Origin of the sequence: Sedimentimonas flavescens, assembly GCF_025154035.1 — a bacterium.
GTDB lineage: Bacteria > Pseudomonadota > Alphaproteobacteria > Rhodobacterales > Rhodobacteraceae > Rhodobacter > Rhodobacter flavescens.
The window spans coordinates 229,508-255,261 of the sequence record NZ_JAOALJ010000003.1 but is presented as its reverse complement, the minus strand read 5'-3'; the positions used below and the strand labels follow the sequence as shown (position 1 = coordinate 255,261).

Here is a 25,754-nt window from a genome sequence, read left to right as displayed (position 1 = left end):
GCGGCGGCCGGGCCAAGAGGGCAGATCAGGGCTGCGCCTGCGGGGCTGAGAAACTCTCCATCAGCGCAGCGAAAGCCGCGCGCTCGGCCCGGCTGCGCGCTAGCAGCGCGCGCGAGGCCGCCAGCGGTCCGTCCTCGGCACCCGGTGGGGTGGAGTAGAGCGCCAGCAGGTCTCGCTGCGCCTCGCTGCCCTCTTGCGACACCGCATCCCAATCGGCGCTGCGCCAGGCGGCCGCGCGCGCACCATCCGTATCGCCCGCCTGAAGAAAAGCGTTGCGCGCCAGCACATATTGCCCCATCAGCGCCGCCGCCTGCGCGCGCAACGCGGCTACCTGCGCACCGTCGAGCGCCCCCAGATGCGCCAGCGCCGCCGGGCCATCGCCCTCCAGCAGCGCAGCGCGCGCCAAAAGCAGGCGCCCCTCTTCGCCCTGACCGAGCGCGCCCAAAGTTGTCCGCGCCGCCGGGGCAAACCCCTGATCGAGCAGCCTTTCGGCAAGCTGCAGGCGTGTAACCTTCGGCAATTCGGCCGCCTCAATCATGGCCCGCCGCGCATAGAAAGCGCGCAGGAACAGTGCATCGTCCGGCACATCGGACAATTGTCCGATCAGATCGGCGGTGGTTGTAACGCGCAACGTCTCGTCGGTCGCTTCGGGCCAGCCAGCGAGCGCGGCAAAGGCCGGATCGAACCGTCCGACCGAACCAAGCCCGAGGATCTGCGCGCGCAGAACGGCAACCCCCTTCGCGGAGGGCAGCAGCTCAACCGCCAGCGCCTCGGCCTGCGAAATGGTGCCGTCATCCATCGCCTCACCCCTCGCAAAGCGCCCCTCGACAAACTGGATCAGCGCGTCGACCGCGCTTTCCTGATTGCTCCGCATCAACTCGACCAGCTTGCTCTCGGGCATCTCGCCAAGCTGCGCACCAATCAGCCCGAGCGGCGCCGAAACCTCGGCCGGGGCGCGTTCGAGCGCCTTCCAAACCGCCTGCGCGGCATCCTCGGCACCAAGCGCGATCAGCCGATCGGCAAGCCGCCGCGCAATCACGGTGCGCAATCCCGGCGGCAGCGCGGCATTGGCGCGCAATACCGCCCCCAGATCGTAATCCCACCGCGACGGTGTGCCGCGCGCACCAAGCAGCGCCCAAAGCGCGACCTTGCCGTTGCACTTCCCCATCGTCAGGATCGCTTTTGCGTCGGGGCGCGGCAGATCCTCAACCACCGCTGCCATGAATTCGAGCGCGCGCGTCGTGTCGCTTGGCGCCGCGAGCGAGCGCAAGAGCAAACGCGCCTCGGCCCCGAAACCAAGCGCGACATAGACCCGCGCCAGGGCCACGACCTGATCGGGCTGCGGTTTGTCGAACTCGCCCAGAAGGCCGTTGCGCGCCGCGGCGATCTGCTCGGCCGGGGGCCTGTCATCAAGCCAGGCCGCCGCATCGAACAACCGGTCAGGCAGGCAGCGCTCACCATGGTCGGAAACCATCGGCTGATCCGCCGGGCCAACCCCTGCACGATCGAAAGCGGTTTCGGAATGCAGCGCGAGATGGTCGCCGATCTCCGCCGGGGGCTGTGGCGGGGCAACGGGTATCTCGGGCAGGCGCATCGCCGCAGGGTCAACATGGATCAGCCCCTGCGACGCGGCTCGCCCGATCTGGCGCAGCAGATCCTCTTCGGCGGCGCGGATGCGGCGATCCGGTTGCGGCAGGGCGAGGGCGGGTTCGGGCAGTTCCGACCTGCCGGGGGCCTCAAACGCCCGAAACCGTTCGGAATAGGACGGCAGAGCAGGGCGCGGAAACGGAGCGACATGCGGCTCAGGCGCCTCGCGAAAGTCGATCACAACGGCGCCACCCGCGGTCTCGAACGCGGTGGCCTCCACACCCTCGGCCACGCTTATCGAGACATCCGACTTGCCAGGAAGCGCAGCCACTTCGGTAACGCGGGTGCGCGGGATCAGCCGAAAGACCGCGCTCAGATCATAGCCATCGACCGGGCCATCTGGGCGCAGCGTGTAGACGCCGTCCGCATGATCGAGCCCCCACCCCATCCCCGACGGAAGGGGAAACACCAGCCGCGTGAACCCCTCATGCTCGCCCGAGCGCACCGCCACTGGCTCTGCCAAGACCGGTGCGGCCAGCGCCAGCACAAGCACGATCAAGGCCGCGCGGATCAAGCTGCTTCCGCCTTCACGGCCTTCAGCGCATCTTCGAGTTCCGAGAAGCTCGGGCGGATGTGATGCGGCGTGTTCTGGCGCCCGACCTCGATGCAGATATTGGTGGCGTGGTTGTGCAGATTAGCTACCAGCACCTCGCGGATCAGCTTGTAGAAATGGCTGTCCTCGTCGATGATCGCCTTGATCCGGGTCGCGAAGGGCGCGATGAACCCGTAGGCCAGAAACACGCCCAGAAACGTGCCCACCAAGGCGCCACCGATCATCTTGCCGAGGATCTCGGGCGGCTGGTCGATCGAGCCCATGGTCTTGATCACCCCAAGCACCGCCGCGACGATACCAAGCGCGGGCAACGCATCGGCCACGGACTGCATCGCATGACTTGAATGCATCGCGTGGTGGTAATTTGCCTCAAGCTGCTTTTCGAGCACCTCTTCGACCTGATGCGGATCGTCATAATTCATCGAAGCCGAGCGCAACGTGTCGCAGATCAGATCGACCGCCTCGTGGTCATGCGCGATCTTGGGATAGCGACCGAAGATCGACGAGGCCTCGGGTGCCTCGATATGCTCCTCCACCGCGACGGGGTTCTGCCGCGCCAGCCGGATCAGCTCGAACAGAAGGCACAGCAGATCGCGGTAATCCGAGGGTTTCCACTTCGGCCCCTTGAACACCTTGCCGACCGATTTCAGCGTGTGCTTGATCGCGGCGGTATCGTTCGACAGCACGAACGAGCCCGCCGCCGCTCCCCCGATCATGATCATCTCGAAGGGCAGGGATTTGAGGATGATCCCCATCTTGCCGCCGGCCGCGACATAGCCGCCGAACACCATGGCAAAGATGATGACGATGCCGATTATCCCGATCATGCGCAGACTCCATCGTTTGCGCGATCCTGCCCCGGCAGGATTAAGAAAAGCCTGCCTCGGTCAGTTTTTCGGCGCATTGGCATTGCGCCCCGCCAGAACGACGCTGATCGTGTAGGCGGTCTTCGGCTCCAGCCCCGCCAGCACCGCCGCCGCCGCATCGGGGCGCATCCTCGCCAGGAAGCCGGCAGCGAATTCCGGCGCCATCTCGGCGAACAGCGGCGCGGCCTCTTTCGGTTTCATGTTCTCGTAAAGCGTGATGAGCCGCGCGACATCCTCTTCGGCGGCGCCATCCGCGATCGCGACGGTGCGCGCGAGCTTTTCTTCAGCGGCGATCAGATCCGCCAGGCGCTCCTCAATCGCCTGCTGCGCAAGGTTCTGGGCCTGTTCGCGATCCGCCAAATGCCCCTCCCGTTCGATCAACCCCTGCTCGCGCGCCCGCAGATCCGCGAGCAACGCCATGGTGCCACCATCCGCCGGGCACTCTGCCGCAGCCTCGGCGGGGGCGCGGGCGAAAGCGGCGCCGACACCGACCCCGAACCGGATCAGCGCCGATCCCAGAAACAGCACCGCGATGAAGGCGAGCCCCCCGCGCGCTGCCCTGCCGCGCCGCCGGGCCGTCATTCCGCGCCCTCCAGATCGCCACGCGCGCGACGGCGCACAACCCGGTGACGGCGCGCCTCGCCCTCGGCACCCGGCAGATCGTGCAGCGAGGCCAGCATCAGCTCCAGCCGCTCGGCGCCCTGTTCGGCGCGCAGCGTCAGGGCCGAAAGCTGCTCGGCCGAGGCCGAGGCCGTCGCCTGCGCGTTTTGCAGCGCCCGCGTCATGTCATCGACCTGCGCCGAAAGTACCGCGATGGCGCCCCCCATCCCCGATTCGAGCCGGTTGAAGCGTTGCAGCCGCCGCGACAGGACGATGCAGTAGATCCCCGCCCCAAGCGCCGCGAGCCCGAGCAACATATCCGAGATAAACTCCATCGCGGCCTCCTCAGTTCAGCACGAATTCGATGACGAGCAGGTCGCGCACCCGGCCCTCGCCCACAACGATCTGCACCCGGCGCAGCATTTGCGCGCGCAGCCGGATCAACGCTGTCGGGTCTTCCAGTTCGGCCACGTCGACCGCGCGCAAATAGCCGTTCAGAACATCCATCACTCGCGGCGTGAGGTGCTCGACATCGGCCTGGTAGGCCAGCGGCACCTCCAGCTGCGCGTTGAACCGCAGGTGCCGCGCGGCGGTTCCACCCAGGGAAACCACCATCGGATCGAGCGGCACGAAGGCCACCTCGGGCAGCGCCTCGGGGGTCTCGCCAAGCGGTTCGGCGGTGTGAGGCGCACCGAGAATCAGGCCGGAATAGACCGCGTAGAAAGCCCCGCCTCCGAGCCCGAGCATCAGCACAAGCCCGATCAGGAGCGGCAGTTTCGATCTCTTCTTCGGGGTTTCCTCCCCGGCGGTGTCGGTCTCGGCCATGGCAAACCCCGTGTCGTGTCATCCCTGGCTATAACCCCGCAGCAACTAACCGATTATTAAGGGCAATCGCCGAAGGATGCTCCGGACGACCGGGCAGAAGCCCACGCAGCGGAGGTGCGTCTTGCAACAGCTCTTGACCGTCTGGCAGGCCCTCGACACAAGCCGTCGCATCATCGTGGGCGGTGTCACGATCCTTGTCTTCGCAGCGGTTCTGGGCCTGTCTGCCATGGCCTCGAAACCTGCGATGGCGTTGCTTTACGCGGGGCTCGAAGGCGCGCAGGCGGGCGAGATCGTCAGCGCGCTCGAGCAGCGCGGCGCGCTCTATGAGGTGCGCGGCGATTCGATCTATGTCGAGGCACCACGACGCGACGAACTGCGCATGACCCTGGCCGCCGAGGGGCTGCCCGCGACCGGCGGCGCAGGATACGAACTTCTCGATTCGCTTTCCGGGTTCGGGACCACCTCGCAGATGTTCGACGCCGCCTACTGGCGCGCGAAAGAGGGTGAATTGGCCCGCACCATCGTGTCGAACCCCGCGATTCGTGCGGCGCGCGTGCATATCGCCGCGCCCCCCGCGCAATCCTTCCGCAAGGATCTGCATCCGACCGCTTCGGTGACCATCCAGACCGCCACAGGGGGTCTGTCCGCGCAGCACGCAAAGGCCTTGCGCTACCTCGTCGCCTCGGCGGTGGCCGGGATGCGCCCCGAGGATGTCTCGGTCATCGACGGGGCGGGCGGGCTGATCGCCTCGGGCGAGGAGGACAGCGCCGCGCAGGGCGGCGAGGACCGGGCGACCGAGTTGAAGCGCAATGTCGAGCGCCTGCTTGAGGCGCGCGTGGGCTACGGCAATGCGGTTGTCGAACTGTCGGTCGAGACCGTGACCGAGCGCGAGGCGATCACCGAGCGCCGCTTTGACCCTGACGGGCGCGTCGCCATCTCGACCGATACCGAGGAGCGCGCGAATAGTGCCAATGACAGCAAGGCAGGCGCGGTGACCGTGGCCTCGAACCTACCTGAAGGTGACGCGGCGGTGGGTGGCCGGTCGCAAAGCAACGCCTCCGAGACGCGTGAGCGCACGAATTACGAGGTGTCCGAAACCACGCGGGAGGTGCTGCGCAGCCCCGGCGCGATCCGGCGGCTGAGCGTGGCGGTGCTGGTCGATGGCGTCGAAACCCTCGACGGCAACGGCGCCCCGCAATGGCAACCCCGCCCGGACGAAGAGTTGGAGGCGCTGCGCGCGCTGGTTGCCTCGGCGGTGGGGTTCGACGAGGCGCGCGGCGACGTGATCACCCTGCGCTCGATGGCGTTTGAGCCGCTGACCGCGGCCGGCACAGAGGCCGGAAGCGGGATCTTCGCGGGCGGTTTGGATACGATGCAGACGGTCCAGCTGGCCGTTCTGGCGGTGGTGGTTCTTGGCCTTGGAATGTTCGTCCTGCGCCCGATCCTGATGCAGCCGCGCCGGGCCGTGGCGCAGGCTCCGCCCGCGCTTGCGGGCAATGCCGCACCCCAGGCCCTGACCGGCGAGATTGCCGATGAGGATACATCGGGCGCCGACGCGCGCCCGGTGCAGGACGTCGCGCGCCGCGATCTGGCGATCACGCGCGAGCCGCCTGACGCCGCACCCGAAGACCCGGTGACCCGCCTCAAGCGCCTGATCGAGGAGCGGCAGACCGAGACGGTCGAGATCCTGCGCAACTGGATGGATGACAAGGAGCCAACCGGATGACCTCGCGCCTCGCACTTCAGTCCTTCGAACCGGTCGGGGAAGTGCCGGAACAGTTCTCTCTGAGCCCGGTCGAGCTTGAGGAACTGCGCCTGACGGCCTTCGAAAAAGGCTATGCCGCAGGCTGGGATGACGCCTCCGCCGCCCAGGACAAGGAGCACGCGAAGTTCCTGGGCGAGATCGCGCAGAGCCTGCAGGATATGGCCTTCGGCTTTCAGGAAGCGCGCCAGCATCTGTTGGCGGCGATGCAACCCCTGCTGACCGGCATGACCGCGAAGGTCCTGCCCGCAATCGTGCGCCAGACGCTCGCCCCGATCGTGGCCGAGCAGTTGATGCCGCTGGCAGCCGAGCAGGCGGCGGCGCCAATCACGGTCACCGCCAACCCCGACGCCCTGCCCGATGTGCGCGAAGCAATCGGCACGATCGCCGGCCTGCCTCTGACCTTCCTGCCCGACCCTCTGCTCAGCGGCGGACAGGTGCAGTTGCGAATGGGAGAGGCCGAGACACGGATCGACCTCGATGGCGTCATCGCCCTGATCGGGGAAGCCGTCGCCACCTATCTGAATACCCAGCATGAGGACACCCCGCATGGATAACGCGGCCACGCCCGACGCCCCCGGAAACCCTTTCACCCAGGTTCCGATCGAAATCACGATCTCGGTCGGCCGCGCCCGGCCACTGATCCGCGACCTGCTGCGGATGAAGCGGGAGACGGTGCTGCCGCTCGACCGCCGCGTCGAAGACCCGGTCGAGCTGTTCGTGGGAGACAAGCTGATCGCACGGGGCGAGCTGATCGAGACCGAGGGCGGGCAGCTTGCCGTGCGCCTGACCGAGGTCATCGATCTGCAAAACGGGCTCTGACCATGCGGTGGGTGCTGCTTTTTCTTGTGCTGGCCTCTCCCGCCTCGGCGCAGGAGATCAGCCTGTCGCTTGGCGGCGAGAGCCTCGCGCAGCGCTCAATCCTGTTGATCTCGGCGATCACGCTGCTCAGCCTCGCGCCGGGGCTGGCAATCATGGTCACTTGCTTTCCCTTCATCGTGACGGTCCTGTCGATCCTGCGTCAGGCGATGGGGTTGCAGCAATCGCCGCCCAATATGCTGATCGTCAGCCTTGCACTGTTCCTGACCTGGTTCATCATGGAGCCGGTCTTCATGGAAAGCTGGCGCCAGGGGGTCGAGCCTCTGGTCGCGGGCACATTGGAACTCGGCCCGGCGCTCGAACGCGGGATCGCACCGTTTCGCGGCTTCATGGCGCATCGCACCGACCTCGAGACGCTTGGCTCGCTGGCGCAACTGCGCGAGGGCGCGCCTTTCGAGGGCGAGGCGCAGGCGGCGCCGCTGTCGATGCTGGTCCCTGCCTTTATGCTATCGGAAATCACCCGCGCCTTTGAGATCGGCTTTCTGGTCTTCCTGCCCTTCCTGATCATCGACCTTGTGGTTTCGGCGATCCTGATGTCGATGGGCATGATGATGGTGCCGCCCGCCGTCGTAGCGCTACCCTTCAAGTTGGCCTTTTTCGTCGTCGCGAATGGCTGGGTGCTGATCTCGGACGCGCTGGTGCGCAGCTATTTTTGACGCCTTACTCTGCCGCTTCGGGCAAGCGAAAGCGCGTGATCAGGGCCGCCAGCTCGGGGCGGCACGATCCGCAGGAGGTGCCCGCGCCAAGCGTCTCGCCCAGGGCCTGAACCGTCAGCGCGCGGCCTGTCTCGATCGCTTCGCGGATCTGGTTCAGCCCCACGTTCAGGCAGGCGCAAACCGTCGGCCCCGGATCGGGCGCATCGGCACCCGGGCGCCCAGCGAGAACGGAGGCCGCATTCTCGGTCCCCACCCGCGCGACGATATGGGTGCGTGCAAGCGCGATCGGCTCGCGCCCGACGAACAGCGCGGCAAGCAGGCGGCCGTCTTCATGGAAGGCGATCCGTGCACCGCCCCGCGCGGGGTCAAGCACTGTCGCAACCTCGGCCTGCGGCAGGTTGAACAGGGTGCGCGCATAGGCCACCCAATCCTCGGGCGCCTCGGTCCCGGCAAGCTCCATCCGCCAGCCGCTCGAAGACCGCAGCCGCGTCCAATAGGGCGCGTCGGGCGCGGGCTCATCCTGACCGCTGACGGCAAAGCCATACCAGCTGGCGGCGAAGCGCTTCAGCGCCACGACCGAGGCCTTGCTTTCGGGCTGGCCCGAGACCGGATCGGTCACGGCCTTGACCAGCGCATCAATGCGCGCGGCCGAGGCGGTCTCGGCCGTCCAGTGCATGGGTGCGAAAACCTCGCCGGGGCGAACCGCGTCGGACAGAAGCACACGCAGCACCGCGCGGCCCTCGGGCGAGGTCACCTCGACCAGATCCGCCGCGCCAAGCCCGAGCGCGTCGGCATCAAGCGGGTGAATCTCCAGATAGGGTTCGCCCAGGTGCTGGTTCAGCCGCGCGGATTTGGCCGTGCGCGTCATCGTGTGCCACTGATCGCGCGTGCGACCGGTGTTCAGTCGATATGGGTAGTCCGCCGAGGGTGCGCTTTGCGGCGCGCGCGGGACGATGGGCAGCATCCGCGCCTTGCCGTCGGGGGTGTGGAACTGCCCGTCGGCGAAGAACCGGCCCCCCTTCTTTGTAGGCCCCTGCGGCCATGTGAACGGTGCAAGCCCCGCGTATTCCGACGGGGTGATCGCGGCGTGATCCGAGATATCGAAATCGACGCCCTGCACACCGGCGACACCCGAAAGAGCCGCATATTCGGCGAAGACTTCAGAGGTCAGAGTCCAGCTGAACTCTGCGTCCCAGCCCATGCGACACGCCACATCGGCCAGAATGCGCCAGTCGTGCCGTGCCTGCCCCGGCGCCGGAAGCACGCGGCGCTGGCGGCTGATCGTGCGATCCGAATTGGTGACGGTGCCTTCTTTCTCGGCCCAGGCGGTGGCGGGCAGCAGGACATGCCCCAGCTTTGCGGTATCCGTCCGGTCGGTGACATCGCTGACCACGACGAAATCGCAGCCCTCAAGCGCAGCGCGCACCGCATCGGCGTCGGGCATCGACACGACCGGGTTGGTGTGAATGATCCAGATTGCCTTGATCTTGCCCTCAGCCACGGCGCGGAACATATCCACCGCCTTGAGGCCCGGCTTGTCGGCAATGGTCGGTGCCTGCCAGAAGCCCTGCACGGCGGCACGATGGGCAGGGTTCTCGATATCCATGTGACAGGCGAGCATATTGGCCAGCCCGCCAACCTCGCGCCCGCCCATCGCGTTGGGCTGACCGGTCACCGAGAACGGCCCCATCCCCGGCTTGCCGATGCGGCCCGTCGCCAGATGGCAATTGAGGATCGCATTGACCTTGTCGCTCCCCGAGGAGCTTTGGTTGATCCCTTGGCTATAGACGGTGACGACCTTTTCGGTGCCGATCCACAGATCGCAGAACGCCGCGATCTGTTCATCGCTCAGCCCGCTCAGCGCCGGGTCTGAGGCCCGCGCGGCAGACAGCGCCTCATCGAAGCCGTTCACGTGGTCCAGATAGGCGCGGTCCACGGCACCGCGCGCTTCGATCGCGGCCAGAAGCGCGTTGAACAGCGCCGCATCTCCGCCCGAGGCGATGGGCAGGTGCAGATCGGCAATGTCGCAGGTCGCCGTGCGGCGCGGGTCGATGACGACGAATTTCATAGCGGGGCGGGCGGCCTTGGCGGCGACCAGACGCTGGTAAAGCACCGGGTGGCACCAGGCGAGGTTCGAGCCCGTCAGCACCACGAGGTCGGCCTCTTCCAGATCCTCATAGAGGCCCGGCACGGTGTCCGTGCCGAAAGCACGGCGATGCCCCGCCACCGAAGATGCCATGCAAAGCCTTGAGTTCGTGTCGATATTCGCAGAACCGATGAAGCCTTTCATCAGCTTGTTGGCGACGTAGTAATCCTCGGTCAGCAGCTGACCCGAGACGTAGAAGGCCACCGCGTCCGGCCCGTGATTGGCGATGACCTCGCTGAAACGCTCGGCCACAAGGGCCAGCGCTTCGTCCCATTCTGCCTCGCGCCCGTTGATCCGGGGCGCCAGCAGGCGATCATCAAGCGAGATCGTCTCGGCCAGCGCGGTCCCTTTCGAGCACAGGCGCCCGAAATTCGCCGGATGCTCGGGGTCGCCCTTGACCACGACCGTCCCGCTTTCATCGCGCCCGATCAGCACGCCGCAGCCAACCCCGCAATAGGGACAGGTCGAGCGCGTCATCGACGTGGGATTGATGCGGGCGGGGCGGATATTCATCTTGTGGCACTCCGAAGGAACGCTTGGCCAAAGCCACTGGGCGCGGCTTTGGGGATCTGTGTCTGGGGAAGGCCGTCGCCATCCAGCGCGCTACGCGGCAAGGCTGCAACGGCCACCCGAGGGTCCGCTGTATCGCTTCCCTGAAAACCGGGGCCGAAGATCAGCGTGTCGCGCATGGCCGAGATATCGGCGCGCTCCTTGATCAGGCCGAAGAACCAGTTGCTGTCGGCGGTGTCGCCATACATCACCGCGCCGATCAGGCGCTCTCCCTCAAGGATCAGTCGTTTGTAGATGCCACGGCCCGGATCGCGGAAGACGATGTCCTCGCGCCCCGACCCTTCGGCGAAATCGCCCGCCGAGAAGAGATCACAACCAGTGACCTTGAGCTTGGTCGAAACCTCGCGCGTGACATAGGCGGCCGCCTCGCCGCGCAGGGTTGCGGCCAGCACCTTGGCCTGATCGTAAAGCGGAGCGACGAGGCCGAAGATCTGGCCGTCATGCTCGATACATTCCCCAAGCGCGAGGATATCCGGGTCGCAGGTGACAAGCGCATCGTCCACCTGGATACCGCGCCCGCAGGTAAGCCCCGCCTGTTGCGCCAGCGCGATATTGGGGCGAATGCCCACCGCCATCACAAGGATATCGCAGGGCAGCTCGCGCCCGTCGCGCAGCTTCAGCGCGCGTACATGGCCGTCTTCTCCCAGGATAGCCTCGGATTGCGCCTCGCACAGAACCTCGATGCCGCGATCCTCCAGCGCGTGGCGCAGCAGGGCACCCGCGGCGGGGTCAAGCTGGCGCTCCATCAAGTGGCCCATGATATGCACCACGGTCACATCCATGCCGCGCATCTTCAGACCGGCCGCCGCCTCAAGGCCCAGAAGACCGCCGCCGATGACCACGGCCTTGCCTCCGCGCGCAGCCGCGCCGATCATCGCGTTGGTGTCTTCAAGATCGCGATAGGCGATGACACCTTTCAGATCGTGCCCCGGCATCGGGATGATGAACGGGGTCGAGCCCGTGGCGATCACCAGCTTGTCGTAGGGAACCGGCCCGTTCTCGCCCATCACCACCTTGGCGGCGCGGTCAATCGCGGTGACCTTCTCGCCAAAGCGGCAGGTCACGCCCTGCGCTTCATACCAGGCGTCGTCATGGGTGACGATGTCTTCGTAGCTCTTCTCGCCCGAGAGCACGGGCGAGAGCATGATGCGGTTGTAATTGCCGCGCGGCTCGGCGTTGAACAGCGTGACCTCATAGGCGCCCGGGGCTTCGTCGAACAGATGTTCGAGCATCCGCCCCGAGGCCATCCCGGCTCCGATGACGACAAGCCTCTGCGCCATCACGCGGCATCCTTCTTATGCGCGCCGTGTTCATATTCCTCGAGGAAATCGAGCACTTCCTGGCGGTAGTGGTAGTAATCCGGGTGATCGAGCAGCGCCTTGCGGGTGCGCGGGCGCGGCAGGTTGACCTCGGTGATCTTGCCGATGGTGGCGCGGGGGCCGTTGGTCATCATCACCACGCGGTCGGCCAGCAGGATCGCCTCGTCCACGTCATGGGTGACGCAGACGGCGGTGACGTTGGTGCGCGACCACACTTCCATCAGCACTTCCTGCAATTCCCACCGCGTCAGGCTGTCGAGCATCCCGAAGGGCTCGTCGAGCAGCAGCAGCTTGGGCGAGAGCGCAAAGGCCCGCGCAATGCCGACGCGCTGGCGCATGCCGTTCGACATATCCGAGGCGGGCTTATCCATGCTGTCGCCCAGACCGACGCGCTCAAGGTAGTATTCAACGACTTCCTGACGCTCGGCCTGCGTGGCCTTGGGGTAGACCTTGTCAACGCCGATCGCGACGTTCTCCTTGGCGGTCAGCCAGGGGAAGAGGTTGGGCGATTGGAACACCACGGCGCGCTCGGGGTCGGCGCCCTCGACGTGGATACCGTCAAGCTTGACCGCGCCTTTCGAGATCGAGTTCAGACCCGCCGTCATCGTCAGCACGGTGGATTTGCCGCAGCCCGAGTGACCGATCAGGCTGATGAACTCGCCCTTCTTCACCGTCAGGTTGAAGTCCTCGACCACGGCCAGCGGGCCTTTCGGCGTCGCGTAGATCTTGTGCAGCTGCGAATATTGCAGGTAGCGCTCTTCGGCAAAGCTTTGCGCGGCCGAGGCCTCCTCATAGGCCTTGGGCACCATCGCATGGCGCGGCGTGACGTTGGGCAGGCGGCGGGTTTCCTCGGCCTTGCCCTGGATACCAACATCCATCAGGTAGCTGGTGACGGCGGCGCGCAGATGCATGAAGGTCGGGTCTTCGTTCATCGCCGAGCGGTCGCGCGGACGCGGCAGGTCGACCTTGAAGACCTCACCCAGGGTGCCATCAGGGTTGAGGCAGACGATGCGGTCGGCAAGCACCAGCGCCTCGTCCACGTCATTGGTGATCAGGATCGCGGTGCGGCGGTCGGCTTCCCAGATCTGCTCGATCTCGGCGGCGACATTGGCGCGGGTCAGCGCATCCAGTGCCGAGAGCGGCTCGTCCATCAGGAGAACCTCGGGCTGCATCGCCAGCGCACGGGCCACGGCGACCCGCTGGCGCATCCCGCCCGACAGCTCCGCCGGACGGCGATCAACGGCGTGGCTCAGCCCCACCATCTTGATGCAGTTCGCCACGATCGCGGCGCGCTCTTGCTTGGTCTTCTTGCCATGCACGGCCTCGACGGCCAGCGCGATGTTGCCTTCAACCGTCAGCCAGGGCATCAGCGCGTAGGATTGGAACACCAGCCCCCGCTCGGGGCCCGGGCCGGTGACCGGGGCGCCCTTGAAGATGACCTCGCCACGGTTGGGCAGTTCCAGCCCGGCGATCAGATTGATCAGCGTGGTCTTCCCGGTGCCCGAGAAGCCGAGCACCACCAGAAACTCACCCTCTTCGACGCTCAGCGAGATGTTCTTGAGAACATGGGTGGCATTGTCGCCCTCGCCGTAGCTTTTCGAGACGTTCTTCAGTTCGAGGAAGGACATCGGCGCACCTCAGCGGTTGTTCGTGAAGGTGAAGAGCGATTGCAGCGCGAACATCACACGGTCGAGCAGGAAGCCGATGATGCCGATGGTGAACACCGCAACCATGATCCGCGCCAGCGACTGCGAGGAGCCGTTCTGGAATTCGTCCCAGACGAATTTTCCAAGGCCCGGGTTCTGCGCCAGCATCTCGGCGGCGATCAGCACCATCCAACCCACGCCCAAGCTGAGGCGAAGACCGGTGAAGATCAGCGGCAGGGCCGAGGGCAGCACGAGGCGGGTGATCTTCTTCCAAGCGCTGAGCTTGAGCACCTTCGAGACGTTGACCAGATCCTTGTCGATCGAGGCCACACCCAGCGAGGTGTTGATCAGCGTCGGCCAGAGCGAGCAGAGCGTCACGGTGACGGCCGAGATGATGAAGCTTTTCGAGAAGGCGCCGTCCCCGCCGACATAGACCGCCGAGACGACCATGGTCACGATCGGCAGCCAGGCGAGCGGAGAGACCGGCTTGAACACCTGCACCAGCGGGTTGATCGCGGCATTGGCGGTGGGCGAAAGACCTGCGACGATCCCGAGCGGAACGGCCACGGCGGTGCCGATCAGGAAGCCGAAGAACACCGTCTGGATCGAGGTCCAGATCTGCTGGTAATAGGTGGGCTTGCCGGTATAGGCGCGCTCTTTCACCTTGTCGGCCCTGCCATCGGCCACCAGTTGGGCGTTGCGCTCGTCCTGACGGGCGTAGAAATCTGCCTCTTTCTGTTTTTCTGCGATGGCATCCTGATGCAGGACGCCGACCTGCTCCCAGACCTGCGCGGGGCCGGGAACGGCGCCGAGCGAGGTCTGCACCATCGGCGCGAGCGCCGACCAGGCCGAAATGAAGGCCACGATGGCCACGAGCGGCACACCCAGAAGCCGCCAGACATCCTTAATCTGGTTGCGCGGATTGTCGCCCGCAATCAGGCGCAGGATCGGCGTCAGCCAGGGCAGGCCCAGAACCTTGAACCAGCCGTCAAGCTTGGTGATCCGGGCAAACCGTTTGGCCCGGCGGTCTTCGCGCGCGTTCGCTCCGGCGGCGTTGGTGGCAATGGGGTCAATGGCGGTCATTTTCATGTCCTGACTGAGAGAGATTCTGGAGAGGGGCGCCCCGACGAAGGCGCCCGCCGGAGTTAGTTGGAGACGATCTCGCCGCCCTCGACGAGCTCAGCGCCTTTCAGGCCGATGGTGAGGCTGTCGAGATAGGCGTTGGGCGCTTTCCCGTCATAGGCGACGCCGTCGATGATGTCGGCGGCCGGGGTCGGCTCGCGATAGCCGTCATCGTCAAAGTCGAACTGGTCGGCGGCGATAATGCCGTCGTCGATCAGCGACTGCGCGGCTGCCTGGTAGATATCCGGGCGATAGACCTTCTTGGCGGTCTCGTCATACCAGGCGTCGGGCTTGGCCTCGGCGATCTGGCCCCAGCGGCGCATTTGCGTCAGATACCAGACCGCGTCCGAGTAATAGGGGAAGGTCGCGTTGTAGCGGAAGAACACGTTGAAATCCGGAACGTCGCGCTTGTCGCCCTTTTCATACTCGAAGGTGCCGGTCATCGAGTTCGCGATCACCTCGGCGTCGGCGCCCACGTATTCGGGACGCGAAAGGATCTCGACCGCCTCGGCGCGGTTGGCGTTGCCTCCCGCATCGAGCCACTCGGCGGCGCGGATCAGCGCACGGGTCAGCGCCTTGACGGTCTCGGGGTTCTCCTCGTTGAACTTCGAGGTGATGCCGAAGACCTTCTCGGGGTTGTTCTTCCAGATCTCGTAGTCGGTCACGACCGGCACGCCGATGCCCTTGAACACGGCAGCCTGGTTCCACGGCTCGCCCACGCTATAGCCATAGATCGTGTCGGCCTCGAGGGTCGCGGGCATCTGCGGCGGGGGCGTGACGGACAGCAGAGCCTCGGCGCCGATCTGGCCCGAGACATCCTCGGGGCTGTAAAGGCCGGGGTTGATGCCGCCAGCCGCCAGCCAGTAGCGCAGCTCGTAGTTATGGGTCGAGACCGGGAACACCATGCCCATGTTGAAGGGCTTGCCCTCGGCGCGGAACTTCTCGATCACCGGCTTGAGCGCGGCGGCCGAGATCGGGTGCACCGGCTTGCCCTCGGCGTCCATCTCGACATAGGGCTTCATCATCTCCCAGATCTCGTTCGAGACGGTGATGCCATTGCCGTTGAGGTCCATCGAGAAGGGGGTGATCACGTCGCCTTGGGTGCCGTAGCCGATGGTCGCGGCAATCGGCTGGCCTGCCAGCATATGCGCGCCGTCAAGCTCGCCCGAGATCACGCGGTCCAGCAGAACCTTCCAGTTCGACTGGGCCTCGAGGGTGACATAAAGCCCCTCATCCTCGAAGAAGTGCTTTTCCTTGGCGATGGCCAGCGGGGCCATATCGGTCAGCTTGATGAAGCCAAGCGTCAGTTCATCCTTCTCGACATCGAAGGCCCAGGCGGGCGCGGCCAGAAGGGTGGTGGTCAGCAAGAGCGAAGCAAAACGTTTCATGTCATCCCTGTCGTGTTGTTTGCCCGTCGTGGGAGGAAAAAGAAAAAGCCGCTCAACCGGTCTTCTCGGGGGGAGAGGGGAAGACCTGATCGAACGGCTTTGTTCGGTATCCCCGGCGTCGGGGATCTGTGGGCTTCGGGACATCGTTGCCCCGCTGCTTTGATCCAATCATTTGCGTGCTGCAGCGCAGCGTCAACGCCGGATCAGAGCGATGCTGCCATGCAGCAAAAGTTTTTCGACCGACTCCGAGAAGCTGCTGAATTTTTCATCGCGCCGGCTCCGATGGGTCAAAAACGCGGCGATTGAAGAAGTGATCGGCGGGCAGAATCATGCTGCCGCGCTCCGAGGCAACGGGGGTCGGCATAGCCAATGCACCTTCCAGCTTCTCCGAGGCGCCGGGCAGATCGGCGCCGGCGTCGCGCAGGTGCTGGCGGTAAAGATCGGCACGGAACACCTCGCCCGCGACCCGCGCGGCCGAGGCTTGGTCCAGCCCGTGGCGCGCGGCCAGACGCACGCCGATCCAGGCGGCCTGACTGCGCCAGGGGAAGGTTGCGGCGCCTTCGAAGAATTCGATGAGATTGGGCACCTCGCGCTCTTCGCCGCTACGCGAGATGATCAGGCGCCCCGAGACCGCGCGGTCGATGACGTCGGCCGAGATTGGCAGGCGCCCCGGTGCCGAGAGGATGTCGGAGACCAGAAAGCGGTTCTCGGGCGCGCCGATCCAGCGGCAGGCACGCCAGACCGCGCGCATCATGCGCCCGGCAAGGTCGGGGTTCGCGTCGGCCCAGCCACGCCGCACCGCCAGAACCTTCTCGGGGGCAAAGGACCAGATCGCCGAGCCTGGCAGCAGCAGCGTGCCCACACCAAGCTCGACCGCGTGCGAGCCCCAGGGCTCGCCTACGGCGAAAGCGTCGATCTCGCCCGCCTCAAGCGCCTGCGGCATCAACGCGGGCGGCACGGTGCGGATCTCAAGCAGTTCGGGAAGCGGCTGGCCGAGGTTCTCAAGCCAGTAATGCACAAGCTCGGTATGCATCGAGAAGGGGAAGGGCACGCCGATGCGCAGCCGCCCCCCCGCAGCTTGCAGCAGCGCGCGGCCCGCCGAATACGCATCGGTAAAGTCAAAGGCGAACCCCTCGGCGCGCATCTTTTCGGCCAGCGGCTCGGATACGCCGATCACGTCGCCATTGGCATTGAGCAGTTGCAACGCGTCGAAGCGGGTCTTGGCCGCACCCAGCCCGAGCGCCATCGCGACCGGAACCGGCGCCAGCATCTGCGCCCCGTCCACGACCCCCATGGCCAGCATGTCGCGCAGCGCCGACCAAGACGGTGCGCTGTGCAGGCTCAGATCAAGGCCCTCCTGCTCGGCAAAACCGAGGGCCTGCGCGATGAACAGCGGCGCAGCATCGACAAGCGGCAGATAGCCAAGGCGAAGCGGAATGACATTCATTTGAGCAACTCCGCCGCGGTCACCAGAGCCTGGGCCACATCGGCGATCTTCTTACCCTGCGCCATGGCCGTCTTGCGCATCAGCGCATAGGCCTCATCCTCGCCCACGTTGCGGGCGCGCATCAAAAGCCCCTTGGCGCGGTCGATGATCTTACGCTCCTCTAGCGCGCGGCGCGTCGCGGCCAACTCGGCGCGCATCTTCTGCACCATTTGGAAGCGCGCGATGGCGGCATCGAGAATGGGCTTGATCCGCTCGGGGCGCAGCCCGTCCACCACATAGGCCGACACGCCCGCATCGATCGCGGCCTGCGTCATGCCGCCATCGGTGCGATCGACGAACATCGCGACCGGGCGATCCATCGGCGAGGTTGCCAGCGCCAGCTCCTCAAGCATATCGCGCGAGGGCGAGGCGAGGTCGATCAGCACAAGGTCGGGGTTTCGCGCGGCGATGCGGCGCGCAAGGCTGCTTTCGTCGCCGATCACGACGACATCGTGCTCGCCCGCCTCGCGCAACCCATCAACGATCATCAGGGCGCGTTCACGGTCTTTCTCGACGACGACAATGGAAAGCGGTCGGGGCATGGGGCACCTCTGTTTGCTAGTTGGGTCGTGCACCGGCCGAGGTTTGACAAGCTGCGCCCCGCCGCCCGCGCTGCCCGCCATCTGCCAAATCGGCAATCTGCCCCCCTTTTCATCGATACGCGCAAAACATGGGCTGCGGAGGAATCGCCCTCCCCCTTCCCCATCCGGGGTTTCACTGCCAATCATGCGCATACAACTTGCCGACCCGGAGAGACCGATGACCGAGCTACTGTTCCCCGCCCCCGCGCCGCGCACCGTGCCGGTCAACGGCGAGTCTGCGCTTTACCCGGTGCGGCGCATCTTCTGCGTCGGCCGCAATTACGCCGAGCACGCCAAGGAAATGGGCGCCGAGGTGGATCGCGAGGCGCCGTTCTACTTCACCAAATCGCTCGACGCGCTGGAGCCTTCGGGCGCAACGCAACCCTATCCGCCGGGGACCGCGAACTACCACTACGAGATGGAACTGGTGATCGCGCTTGGCGCTCCGGTTTTTCGCGCCTCGCCCGAGGCGGCGCAGGCGGCGATTTTCGGCTATGCCTGCGGGCTCGACATGACCCGGCGCGATCTGCAGGACGCGGCTAAGGCCAAGCGCCGCCCCTGGGATACCGGCAAGGATATCGAACGCTCGGCGGTGATCGGGCCGATCACACGTGCCGAGGAATTTGGCCCCGTCGGAGCGCAGCGCATCAGCCTGACCCTGAACGGGGCGCTGCGCCAGGATGCGCACCTGTCGGATATGGTCTGGTCTGTGACCGATCTGGTCAGCCATCTGTCCGGGCTTTATCATCTTGGGCCGGGCGATCTGATCTATACCGGCACGCCCGCAGGTGTGGGCGCCGTGGCACCGGGTGACCGGCTGGAAGGCCGGATTGACGGGCTGAGCCCGGTCTTGCTGAACATTGCGGTCGCGTAACCGCCGCGAGCGCCCTGACGGGCCCGCCCGCGCGGCGCCCCTGCGCGACTTGCCCGAGGGCTTCGTCCTCAGCGACGCGCATCCGCGATATCGCGTCGCGCATCGCGGATGATCACCCAGGCGGAATGCAAAAACAGGCCCGCGATGGCGAAGGCCACGATCAGATCGGGCCAGCCCGAACCCGTCACCGCCACCATCCCGGCAGCCACAACCACGGCCGCATTCCCGATCGCGTCATTGCGCGAGAACAGCCAGACGGCGCGCACGTTCGAATCCCCCGCCCGATGCGAGATCAGCACAAGCGCCGCCGAGATGTTCACGGCCAGCGCGATGAAGGCTAGAACCCCCATCAGACCCGCCTCGATGGGTTGCTGCGAGAATACCCGCCAGAGCGTGTTTCCCGTCACCCCCATGCCAAGCACCGCCAGAAACACGCCCTGCACCAGCGCCGAGCGTGCGCGCCAAAGCAGGCTCCAACCGATGGCGAGCACGCCGAGGAAGGTGATCAGCCCATCCCCGAGAAAGTCGAGCGCATCGGCCTTGAGCGCCTGCGAGCCGGTCAGAAACCCGCCCACCATCTCGATCACGCCGTAACCGACGTTCAGCACGATCACGATCCAAAGCGCTCGACGATAGGCTGCCGTGGTATGCGGCGCGACCTCGCCGATCCGGTCGCCTGTCGCGGCCTCGGCTGTGAGCCGATCAAGGTGATATCCGGCCTCGCCAATCGCATGTTCAACTGCAGGCAGCCGCGCATCATCGGCGCCAAGGTTCAGCGCGAGGATCTGCGTCGCGGTCGAGATTGTAACCTCATCGACACCGGCCGACCGCACCGCCTTTTCGATCTTGGCCGCGCAGGAGGGGCAATCCATCCCGGTCACCCGGTAGCGTATCACGTGACTCATTCGACCTCCGCCGATGCAGACGATAGTTTGCTCACCAAAGCTCGGGCCGGTTCAGGGCCGAAACGCAGCGCGACGGCCCGGCAAGAGCGGGCATCGCCTCCTCCGTCAGGGATTGCCCGAGCCAGCCATGCGGGAAGCTCAGAGGAAGGGGGGCGCGGGCTTGCTCTTCGGTGATCGGCGCAAACCCGACCCGACCATAATAAGCCGGATCGCCATATGTCACCGCGACATCGACGCCCTCGGATTTCAGCGCCGCAAGTGCCGCGCGCAGCAGGGCCTGGCCTACACCCTGCCCTTGGCGCTCCGTGGCCACCGCCATGGGCGACAGGATGAACACGCCGCGCGGATCCTCGGGGTAGTGCAGGCGTGAGAAGATCCCCGCGCCGATCAGCGCGCCGCCATCCTGCGCGCAGAAGACGCGCAGATCCGCCTCGGGTGTGTTTCCCAACAGGTCTCGGACAAAGTCGCCGATCAGCGCGCCCTCGTCCTTGCCTTCCGAAGCCGCGAAGGTTGCTTCGAAAAGCGCGACGATCTCGCCCTCGCGCCCGGCGCTGGTCGTCCTGATGTCCATGGTCGGCCTCCTTTGGGTCCGCCGATACATCCGCAGGGGCGAAGGCATCGACAGTCCCTGTCTAGGCGCAAACCGCGAAAAACGGAATGCGCCCAAACACCGCTCAACGCTCGCGGAAGCTTGCCCGGATACTGTCCGAGAAGGGTTTGAGCAGGAAGTCGAACAGCGTCCGCTCGCCGGTCAGGATCATGACATCCGCCGGCATCCCCGCGCTCATCTGCACGGCACCATCGAGGACATCCAGCTCCTCGGCGGGCACGACGACCTGCGCAAGGAAATAGGGCTCGCCTGTGCGCTCATCCGTCAGCCGGTCGGCCGAGACATTGCGCAGCGTCCCGAAGATGCGCGGCAGATTGCGCTGCGTATAGGCCGTCAGGATCACCTGGGCAGGCATCCCCGGCCGCACGGCGTCAATATCCTGCGGACGCAGACGCGCGTCGATGATCAGGTTCGTCTCGTCCGGCACGATATCAAGGATATCTCCGCCGGGTTTCAGGATGCCGCCGGATTCGGTGGTGACCTGAAGGTTCAGAACCTGCCCCCCGATCGGCGCCGTGATCGTGGAACGGGACAGCGCATCCAGACGTTCGGGCAACTGGCTGCGCAGCCCGGCCAGTTCGGCGCGCACGTCGGCAAGCTGGGTGCTGACCTCTTCGAGAGCCTGCTGATCGGTTGCCTGCAACTGCAACTCGGTCTCGCCGATCTGTTGCTTGAGCCGGGCGATGTTGGCGCGATGCGAGGCTTGCTCGGCCATGAGATCGGCCTCTTGCCGCTGCAACACCAAGAGCGGCGACAGACGTTGCAGCCCCTGTTTGTAGAGGTCTTCGGTCACGCCGATCTCTTGGCGCAGAAGCTCCAGCTGGACATTTTGCGAGGCGATGACACCGTCGAGGCCGATGATCTCTTCGCGCAGCTGCTCGATGCGGCTCGACAGGATCTGGCGCCGGGCAATCTGCGTCTCGCGGCGGTTCTCGAACAGACGGGTCTGGCCTTGCATAACCGACTCGATCTGGCGGCCGTGATCCACCTGCAATTCGGCAGGGAAATCGAATGCGATCTCATCTTGTCCGATTTCCTCGGTCGCCAGTCGCGCCTCGGTGGCCAGCAAGACCACCTGACGTTCGCGCAGCTCGTTCAGCCGCGTCAGCACCCGCACATTGTCGAGCGTGACCAGTGTCGCGCCGGCCGCGACCCGATCACCCTCGCGCACATGGATGGTGCGGATGATGCCGCCTTCAAGATGCTGCACCGTCTTGCGCGCGCCATCTGGGTTGACCACGCCGGGCGCAAGCGCAGCGCTGGCCAGCGGCGCATACCAAGACCACAGACCGAAGAGGCCAAAGAAGACCGCAATCGTCGCGAAGCCGGTCACGCGGGCGCGCAGCGTGGCCGCTTCCAGCGGCTTCCCACCCACCGGCACATAAGACCGCACGCGGCGCGAACGAACGCTCAGCGCCACGAGCAGAAGCGCCATGGCCGCGCCAATGAACGCGAGGGTTCCAACCGGGGAGGGCTGCGTAAAGGCTCGGACAAGCATCACTGTCATCGTCTCCTCCTCACTCGGCCACTTTGGCGGGATCGGCGGGGCGCGCCTTGCCCGGCGCCTTGCGCCCGCCCTGCATCATCTCGCGCAGCACCTCGTCGCGCGCACCGAACCGGGCCACCTTGCCGTCCTGCATCACCAGAACCTTGTCGGCGAGATGCAGAAGGTGCGGAAGATGCGAGACGATAACCACGGTCGTGCCGCGCGCCTTGAGCGCCCGAAGCGCCTGCAACAGCGCCATCTCGCCGGTGCCATCGAGGTTCGAGTTCGGCTCGTCCAGCACCACCAGCGCCGGGTCGCCGTAAAGCGCGCGTGCCAGCCCGATGCGCTGGCGCTGCCCACCCGAGATACGATCAGCAAAGTCGCCCACATCGGTCTCATAGCCATTGGGCAGCGCGAGGATCATCTCATGCGCGCCCGCGGCCTGCGCGGCGGTCAGAACGGCATCCTGGTCGATCTCGCCAAGGCGTGCGATGTTTTCGGCGACGGTCCCGGCGAACAGCTCGACCGTCTGCGGCAGATAGCCCAGATACCGGCCCAGTTCCTCGCTGTCCCATTCGGCCACATCGGCGCCGTCCAGCCGGATCTCGCCGAAGGTGGGGCGCCAGGCCCCAACAAGCAGCTTGCACAACGTGGTCTTGCCGCAGCCCGAGGGGCCAAGCAGACCACAGGCCTCACCGGGCATGAGCGCGAAGCTGACATCCTTGACGATCGCCTCTCCAGATTGCGGCGACATGTAGCGCAGGTTAGACGCCACCAGCTGCCCCTTGGGACGCGGAAGCGAGATGCGCTCCTGCGGTTCGGGGACGGCGCTGAACAGCTTGATCAGCCGGATACGCGCTGTGCGGTAAAGACCGTAGCTTTTCCACGCCGAGATCGCGCGTTCCACCGGCGAAAGCGCGCGCGACAGGATGATCGACGCCGCAATCATCCCACCCGAGGTCAATTCGGCCTGCAGCACCAGCCAGGCACCCGCCCCAAGGATCGCGATCTGCAAGGCAAGCCGCAGCACCCGCGAAATATTGTAGAGCAGCGACGTCATGTCCGCGGCCCACCGCCCGCGGCCACTGGCCAGCGCATGCCGCTCTTGCCAGCGCCGGATCACCGCATCCACCATCCCAAGCCCGGTCAGGGTCTCGGCATTGGCCAAGAGCCGCCCGCTGTCGGAGCGTGCATCGCGCAGCGCCCGCGCCTGTTCGGCGGAGCTGTTGCGCGTCAGCACATCGTTCAGCACACCGATGGCGAAGAGCACGATTGCCCCGCCCAATGCAATCATCCCCAGCAGAGGATTCATCAGCCAGATGATCGCAATAAAGATCGGCGACCATGGCGCATCGAGAAAGGCCAGAATGGCATCGCCCGCCGCGAATTTCTTGAGGTCGGAGACATCGTTGAGCCCGGCGAAGCTGTTGCCACGTGCCAGTTGCAGCCGGATCGTGCGGCGCATGACATGCGGCGAGAGCTCGGCCTCGATCCATTCGCCCGTGCGGGCCAGAACGCTGCGGCGCGCCATCTCGAGCACGCCGTAAACCACCAGCGCCACCAGCGCGATGACGGTCAGCCAGATCAGCGTATCGACCGAGCCGCTCGAAAGCACTCGGTCGAAGACCTGCATCATGTAGATCGAGCTGGCCAGCAGCAGCAGATTGCTGAAGAAGCTGAGCAGCACGAGCGCCGGAAGCTGCCGGCGACCCGCGCCCAGAACTGCCTCAAGGGCCGATTGTCGTGTCATGTGCGCATCCTCCCGTGAACGCTTAGTTCAGCGGTCCGGTGCCACTCGTCTGAATCCGGTTCGCCAGACTGTTGAGGTTGCGCAGCGTGTAAAGGTGCAGGTGGATCGCCTCGAGCGAGCCGTCCTTCTGCATCGCGCCCAGAACCTTGGCGGGCAGCTTGTCCAGCGCCTCGCGGTTGATCGCGAAGACGCCGCGCATGGCGCGCACGGTGCCGTCAGCGCGCTTCATCTCGGTGCGGATCGGGCTGAGCAGGTTCAGGTCGGCCAGCCGGGCACAGAAGCTCTCGGTGCGCAATGCCCCTTGCGCAACCCGCGATACGAATTGCTGGGCCCGGCTGACCAGGTCGCCCGGGCGACCATCCTCATCGAAAAGCGGGGCGCCCTCGCCTTCCGTGTTCAGGCCCGGATGGCTTTCCGAGATGCACAGCACCCCCTTCTTGCCATCCTTGCTGCGCCGCGCGACGAAAGGCTGCTGACGCAGGATCGCGGGCACATACTCGGCCTTCCAGCGCCCATCGGCGCCGACATAGAGATTTTCGTTCTCGGCCAGCCCAAGCAGCGCGGCGGGGGCAAAACCATCGCCCTGCTTGAGGAAGCCAATCACATAGTCATGCGCGAGCGCCGCGAACTCGTCGACCAGCACCGGCACCACATTCATGGTTCGGAACGCGGCATAGCCTTCGCCGGTTGCAAGGGAATAGCTGCCATGGCGCTCGGGGGTTAGCGGCACGGCGTCGGCAAGCAAGGAATGCGTGCTCATGGAAATCACTCCGGAAATTGGGGCATTGGGGCATGAAGGCCGGACCCGGGGCGGGCAACCCCGGATCCGGCAATGGTATGTCAGGCGACCGCGTCGTAATAGGCTTGCGCCGTGATGTCCGAGCCGTTGTCGCCATCGAAGGCCACGGAGTAGCCGTCGAGTTCGCCGGAATTGTTCCAGCCATCAAGCGCGGCCTGGATCGCGGCACCGGATTCAGTATCGATGGTGCCATCGTTGTCCAGATCAATGCCGTTCTTCCAAGCTGCGGAACCGTCTTTACGGTTATTGCCGTGGGTCTCGAAATACTCGAGATAGAGGATGGCCTGATCGATCCAGTAAGCCACATCTTCGCCATCGCCGGCGGGAGCATCCACTGGGTTTCCGGCCATATAGTTCAACCACGAAGCCACGAGGCTGCGCTCGACGGTCGAGAGCTTGGCGTAATCGGAACTCTTGCCTTTCGCGCTGGTCCCACCCTGCAGCGCGGCCAGCGCTTCATCCAACGAGTATTCGCGGATTTCGCCACCATCATCCTCAAGGGTGTTGAAGTTCCAGTCCCCGACCTGCAGGACCGGCTCGCCGTTCTCCGTTTTGAAGTTACCCTCATAGTTCAGCCAGAACACGTCGTCCTCTGCGAAGTTCTCGCCTTCCTTCTCTTCGGTGTTACCAGTCCCCGGGATGATACCGTCGTTATCTTCGTCACCATCCCAGTAGGTCTGACCGAGGTTCGACTGCCAGAAGCCCGGCGTGCGCACACCCGGCCCGTCGATCATGTCATTGCCGAACCACAGCATCCCGTCATTGGGCAACTCGTCATAGCTGCTCGGATCGGCGCTGACCGCTTCGATCACGACTTCGCCCGACTCGTCCACGACCACCTTGAAGACACCGTCACCGTTGAGCATGGGCGTCGTCTGCAGCCAGCCGGGTTTCATCACCTCCTTGACGAAGTAGGTGCCCAGGTAGAGCCCGTCGAACGACCACGAACCATCCTCACCCGAAACGTCGATCGCCATGACGGCCTCGCCGTTCAGGATGCCGTCGGCCACCTCACCATCGTCGAGGATCCCGTTGCCGTTCATGTCTCCGTCGAGATAGAGCTCAATGGTCCAGCCAAGCGCACCCTGTTCGTCTTCATCCCAAGTCCCGTCACGGTCCTCGTCGAAGAACTTGTAGCCTTCGATGGAGCCGAATTTCGTATTCGCAAAGTCCAGATTGGTCTGGTCCGCCCCAGACGTCCCGGTGATCGTGTAACCCGCGGTCCCGAGCGTCTGCACCGACCCGTCCGGCAGAACCTCCTGCACCGTGTAGCCCGCGTAGTTG

22 protein-coding genes and 1 pseudogene are annotated in these 25,754 nt (G+C 65.5%); 5 read left to right on the top strand and 18 right to left on the bottom strand.

Annotated elements, in window-relative coordinates:
- Positions 1 to 25: 25 nt before the first annotated feature.
- From N3C64_RS07805 to N3C64_RS07785, 5 genes are read right to left on the bottom strand one after another with little or no spacing between them, the layout of a single operon-like run.
- Positions 26 to 2,161 carry a hypothetical protein gene (locus N3C64_RS07805; protein WP_260013704.1) on the bottom strand — a complete coding sequence of 712 codons (2,136 nt, stop codon included), beginning with the start codon at positions 2,159 to 2,161 and terminating at the stop codon, positions 26 to 28.
- The gene (gene motA / locus N3C64_RS07800; RefSeq protein ID WP_260013703.1) at positions 2,158 to 3,027 is read right to left on the bottom strand and encodes a flagellar motor stator protein MotA; all 870 of its coding nucleotides are present in this window, start codon (positions 3,025 to 3,027) and stop codon (positions 2,158 to 2,160) included. The genes N3C64_RS07805 and motA overlap by 4 nt, the downstream gene beginning before the upstream one ends.
- A gap of 60 nt (positions 3,028 to 3,087) precedes the next feature.
- Positions 3,088 to 3,648, bottom strand: coding sequence for a MotE family protein (locus tag N3C64_RS07795; protein ID WP_260013701.1), 561 nt, complete (start codon positions 3,646 to 3,648; stop codon positions 3,088 to 3,090).
- Positions 3,645 to 4,001: a hypothetical protein gene (locus tag N3C64_RS07790; protein ID WP_260013700.1), complete on the bottom strand. Its 357-nt coding sequence runs from the start codon at positions 3,999 to 4,001 to the stop codon at positions 3,645 to 3,647. Before N3C64_RS07790 ends, N3C64_RS07795 begins: the two co-directional genes overlap by 4 nt.
- Before the next feature lie 10 nt (positions 4,002 to 4,011).
- Positions 4,012 to 4,491 carry a flagellar basal body-associated FliL family protein gene (locus tag N3C64_RS07785; protein WP_260013698.1) on the bottom strand — a complete coding sequence of 160 codons (480 nt, stop codon included), beginning with the start codon at positions 4,489 to 4,491 and terminating at the stop codon, positions 4,012 to 4,014.
- A gap of 76 nt (positions 4,492 to 4,567) precedes the next feature.
- On the opposite strand from N3C64_RS07785, the gene fliF reads away from it, so the two are divergent.
- From fliF to fliP, 4 genes are read left to right on the top strand one after another with little or no spacing between them, the layout of a single operon-like run.
- Positions 4,568 to 6,217, top strand: a complete 1,650-nt coding sequence (gene fliF / locus N3C64_RS07780) for a flagellar basal-body MS-ring/collar protein FliF (protein WP_260013696.1) — start codon at positions 4,568 to 4,570, stop codon at positions 6,215 to 6,217.
- Positions 6,214 to 6,810, top strand: coding sequence for a FliH/SctL family protein (locus tag N3C64_RS07775; RefSeq protein WP_260013695.1), 597 nt, complete (start codon positions 6,214 to 6,216; stop codon positions 6,808 to 6,810). The genes fliF and N3C64_RS07775 overlap by 4 nt, the downstream gene beginning before the upstream one ends.
- A complete protein-coding gene (locus tag N3C64_RS07770) occupies positions 6,803 to 7,075 on the top strand; it encodes a FliM/FliN family flagellar motor switch protein (protein WP_260013693.1) in 273 nt (90 codons plus the stop codon). Before N3C64_RS07775 ends, N3C64_RS07770 begins: the two co-directional genes overlap by 8 nt.
- Before the next feature lie 2 nt (positions 7,076 to 7,077).
- Positions 7,078 to 7,788 carry a flagellar type III secretion system pore protein FliP gene (gene fliP, locus N3C64_RS07765; RefSeq protein ID WP_260013692.1) on the top strand — a complete coding sequence of 237 codons (711 nt, stop codon included), beginning with the start codon at positions 7,078 to 7,080 and terminating at the stop codon, positions 7,786 to 7,788.
- 4 nt (positions 7,789 to 7,792) lie between these two features.
- Here the strand turns inward: fliP and N3C64_RS07760 are convergent, their stop codons facing one another.
- The 7 genes and pseudogenes from N3C64_RS07760 to N3C64_RS07730 form a co-directional block, all read right to left on the bottom strand.
- Positions 7,793 to 10,447, bottom strand: coding sequence for a nitrate reductase (locus tag N3C64_RS07760; RefSeq protein ID WP_260013691.1), 2,655 nt, complete (start codon positions 10,445 to 10,447; stop codon positions 7,793 to 7,795).
- Positions 10,447 to 11,784: pseudogene (locus N3C64_RS07755) on the bottom strand (NAD(P)/FAD-dependent oxidoreductase); the annotation flags it as partial. The pseudogene N3C64_RS07755 and the gene N3C64_RS07760, both read right to left, overlap by 1 nt.
- Positions 11,784 to 13,451 carry an ABC transporter ATP-binding protein gene (locus N3C64_RS07750; RefSeq protein ID WP_260013690.1) on the bottom strand — a complete coding sequence of 556 codons (1,668 nt, stop codon included), beginning with the start codon at positions 13,449 to 13,451 and terminating at the stop codon, positions 11,784 to 11,786. The gene N3C64_RS07750 and the pseudogene N3C64_RS07755, both read right to left, overlap by 1 nt.
- A gap of 9 nt (positions 13,452 to 13,460) precedes the next feature.
- Complete coding sequence (locus N3C64_RS07745; protein WP_260013683.1) at positions 13,461 to 14,552, bottom strand: ABC transporter permease; 1,092 nt, start codon at positions 14,550 to 14,552, stop codon at positions 13,461 to 13,463.
- A 62-nt stretch (positions 14,553 to 14,614) separates the two neighbouring features.
- On the bottom strand, positions 14,615 to 15,979 hold the full coding sequence (locus N3C64_RS07740; RefSeq protein ID WP_260013681.1) for a CmpA/NrtA family ABC transporter substrate-binding protein: 1,365 nt from the start codon (positions 15,977 to 15,979) through the stop codon (positions 14,615 to 14,617).
- Between the two features lie 265 nt (positions 15,980 to 16,244).
- Positions 16,245 to 17,426 carry a CmpA/NrtA family ABC transporter substrate-binding protein gene (locus tag N3C64_RS07735; RefSeq protein ID WP_260013680.1) on the bottom strand — a complete coding sequence of 394 codons (1,182 nt, stop codon included), beginning with the start codon at positions 17,424 to 17,426 and terminating at the stop codon, positions 16,245 to 16,247.
- Positions 17,423 to 18,007: an ANTAR domain-containing response regulator gene (locus N3C64_RS07730; RefSeq protein WP_218629974.1), complete on the bottom strand. Its 585-nt coding sequence runs from the start codon at positions 18,005 to 18,007 to the stop codon at positions 17,423 to 17,425. The genes N3C64_RS07735 and N3C64_RS07730 overlap by 4 nt, the downstream gene beginning before the upstream one ends.
- Before the next feature lie 217 nt (positions 18,008 to 18,224).
- Here N3C64_RS07730 and N3C64_RS07725 point away from each other — a divergent pair, with 217 nt between their 5' ends.
- Complete coding sequence (locus N3C64_RS07725; RefSeq protein WP_260013678.1) at positions 18,225 to 18,920, top strand: fumarylacetoacetate hydrolase family protein; 696 nt, start codon at positions 18,225 to 18,227, stop codon at positions 18,918 to 18,920.
- Positions 18,921 to 18,988: 68 nt separating this feature from the next.
- Here the strand turns inward: N3C64_RS07725 and N3C64_RS07720 are convergent, their stop codons facing one another.
- From N3C64_RS07720 to N3C64_RS07695, 6 genes are all read right to left on the bottom strand, one after another.
- The gene (locus N3C64_RS07720) at positions 18,989 to 19,825 is read right to left on the bottom strand and encodes a cation efflux transmembrane domain-containing protein (RefSeq protein ID WP_260013677.1); all 837 of its coding nucleotides are present in this window, start codon (positions 19,823 to 19,825) and stop codon (positions 18,989 to 18,991) included.
- A gap of 31 nt (positions 19,826 to 19,856) precedes the next feature.
- Entirely contained in the window at positions 19,857 to 20,396 is a 540-nt protein-coding gene (locus N3C64_RS07715; RefSeq protein ID WP_260013675.1) for a GNAT family N-acetyltransferase, read from the bottom strand.
- A gap of 103 nt (positions 20,397 to 20,499) precedes the next feature.
- Positions 20,500 to 21,942, bottom strand: coding sequence for an HlyD family type I secretion periplasmic adaptor subunit (locus N3C64_RS07710; protein ID WP_260013673.1), 1,443 nt, complete (start codon positions 21,940 to 21,942; stop codon positions 20,500 to 20,502).
- A gap of 10 nt (positions 21,943 to 21,952) precedes the next feature.
- Positions 21,953 to 23,671, bottom strand: a complete 1,719-nt coding sequence (locus N3C64_RS07705; RefSeq protein ID WP_218629978.1) for a type I secretion system permease/ATPase — start codon at positions 23,669 to 23,671, stop codon at positions 21,953 to 21,955.
- A 22-nt stretch (positions 23,672 to 23,693) separates the two neighbouring features.
- The gene (locus tag N3C64_RS07700; RefSeq protein ID WP_218629979.1) at positions 23,694 to 24,431 is read right to left on the bottom strand and encodes a SapC family protein; all 738 of its coding nucleotides are present in this window, start codon (positions 24,429 to 24,431) and stop codon (positions 23,694 to 23,696) included.
- Positions 24,432 to 24,511: 80 nt separating this feature from the next.
- Positions 24,512 to 25,754: hypothetical protein (locus N3C64_RS07695; protein WP_260013669.1), on the bottom strand; the 1,243-nt coding region annotated here is incomplete at its 5' end.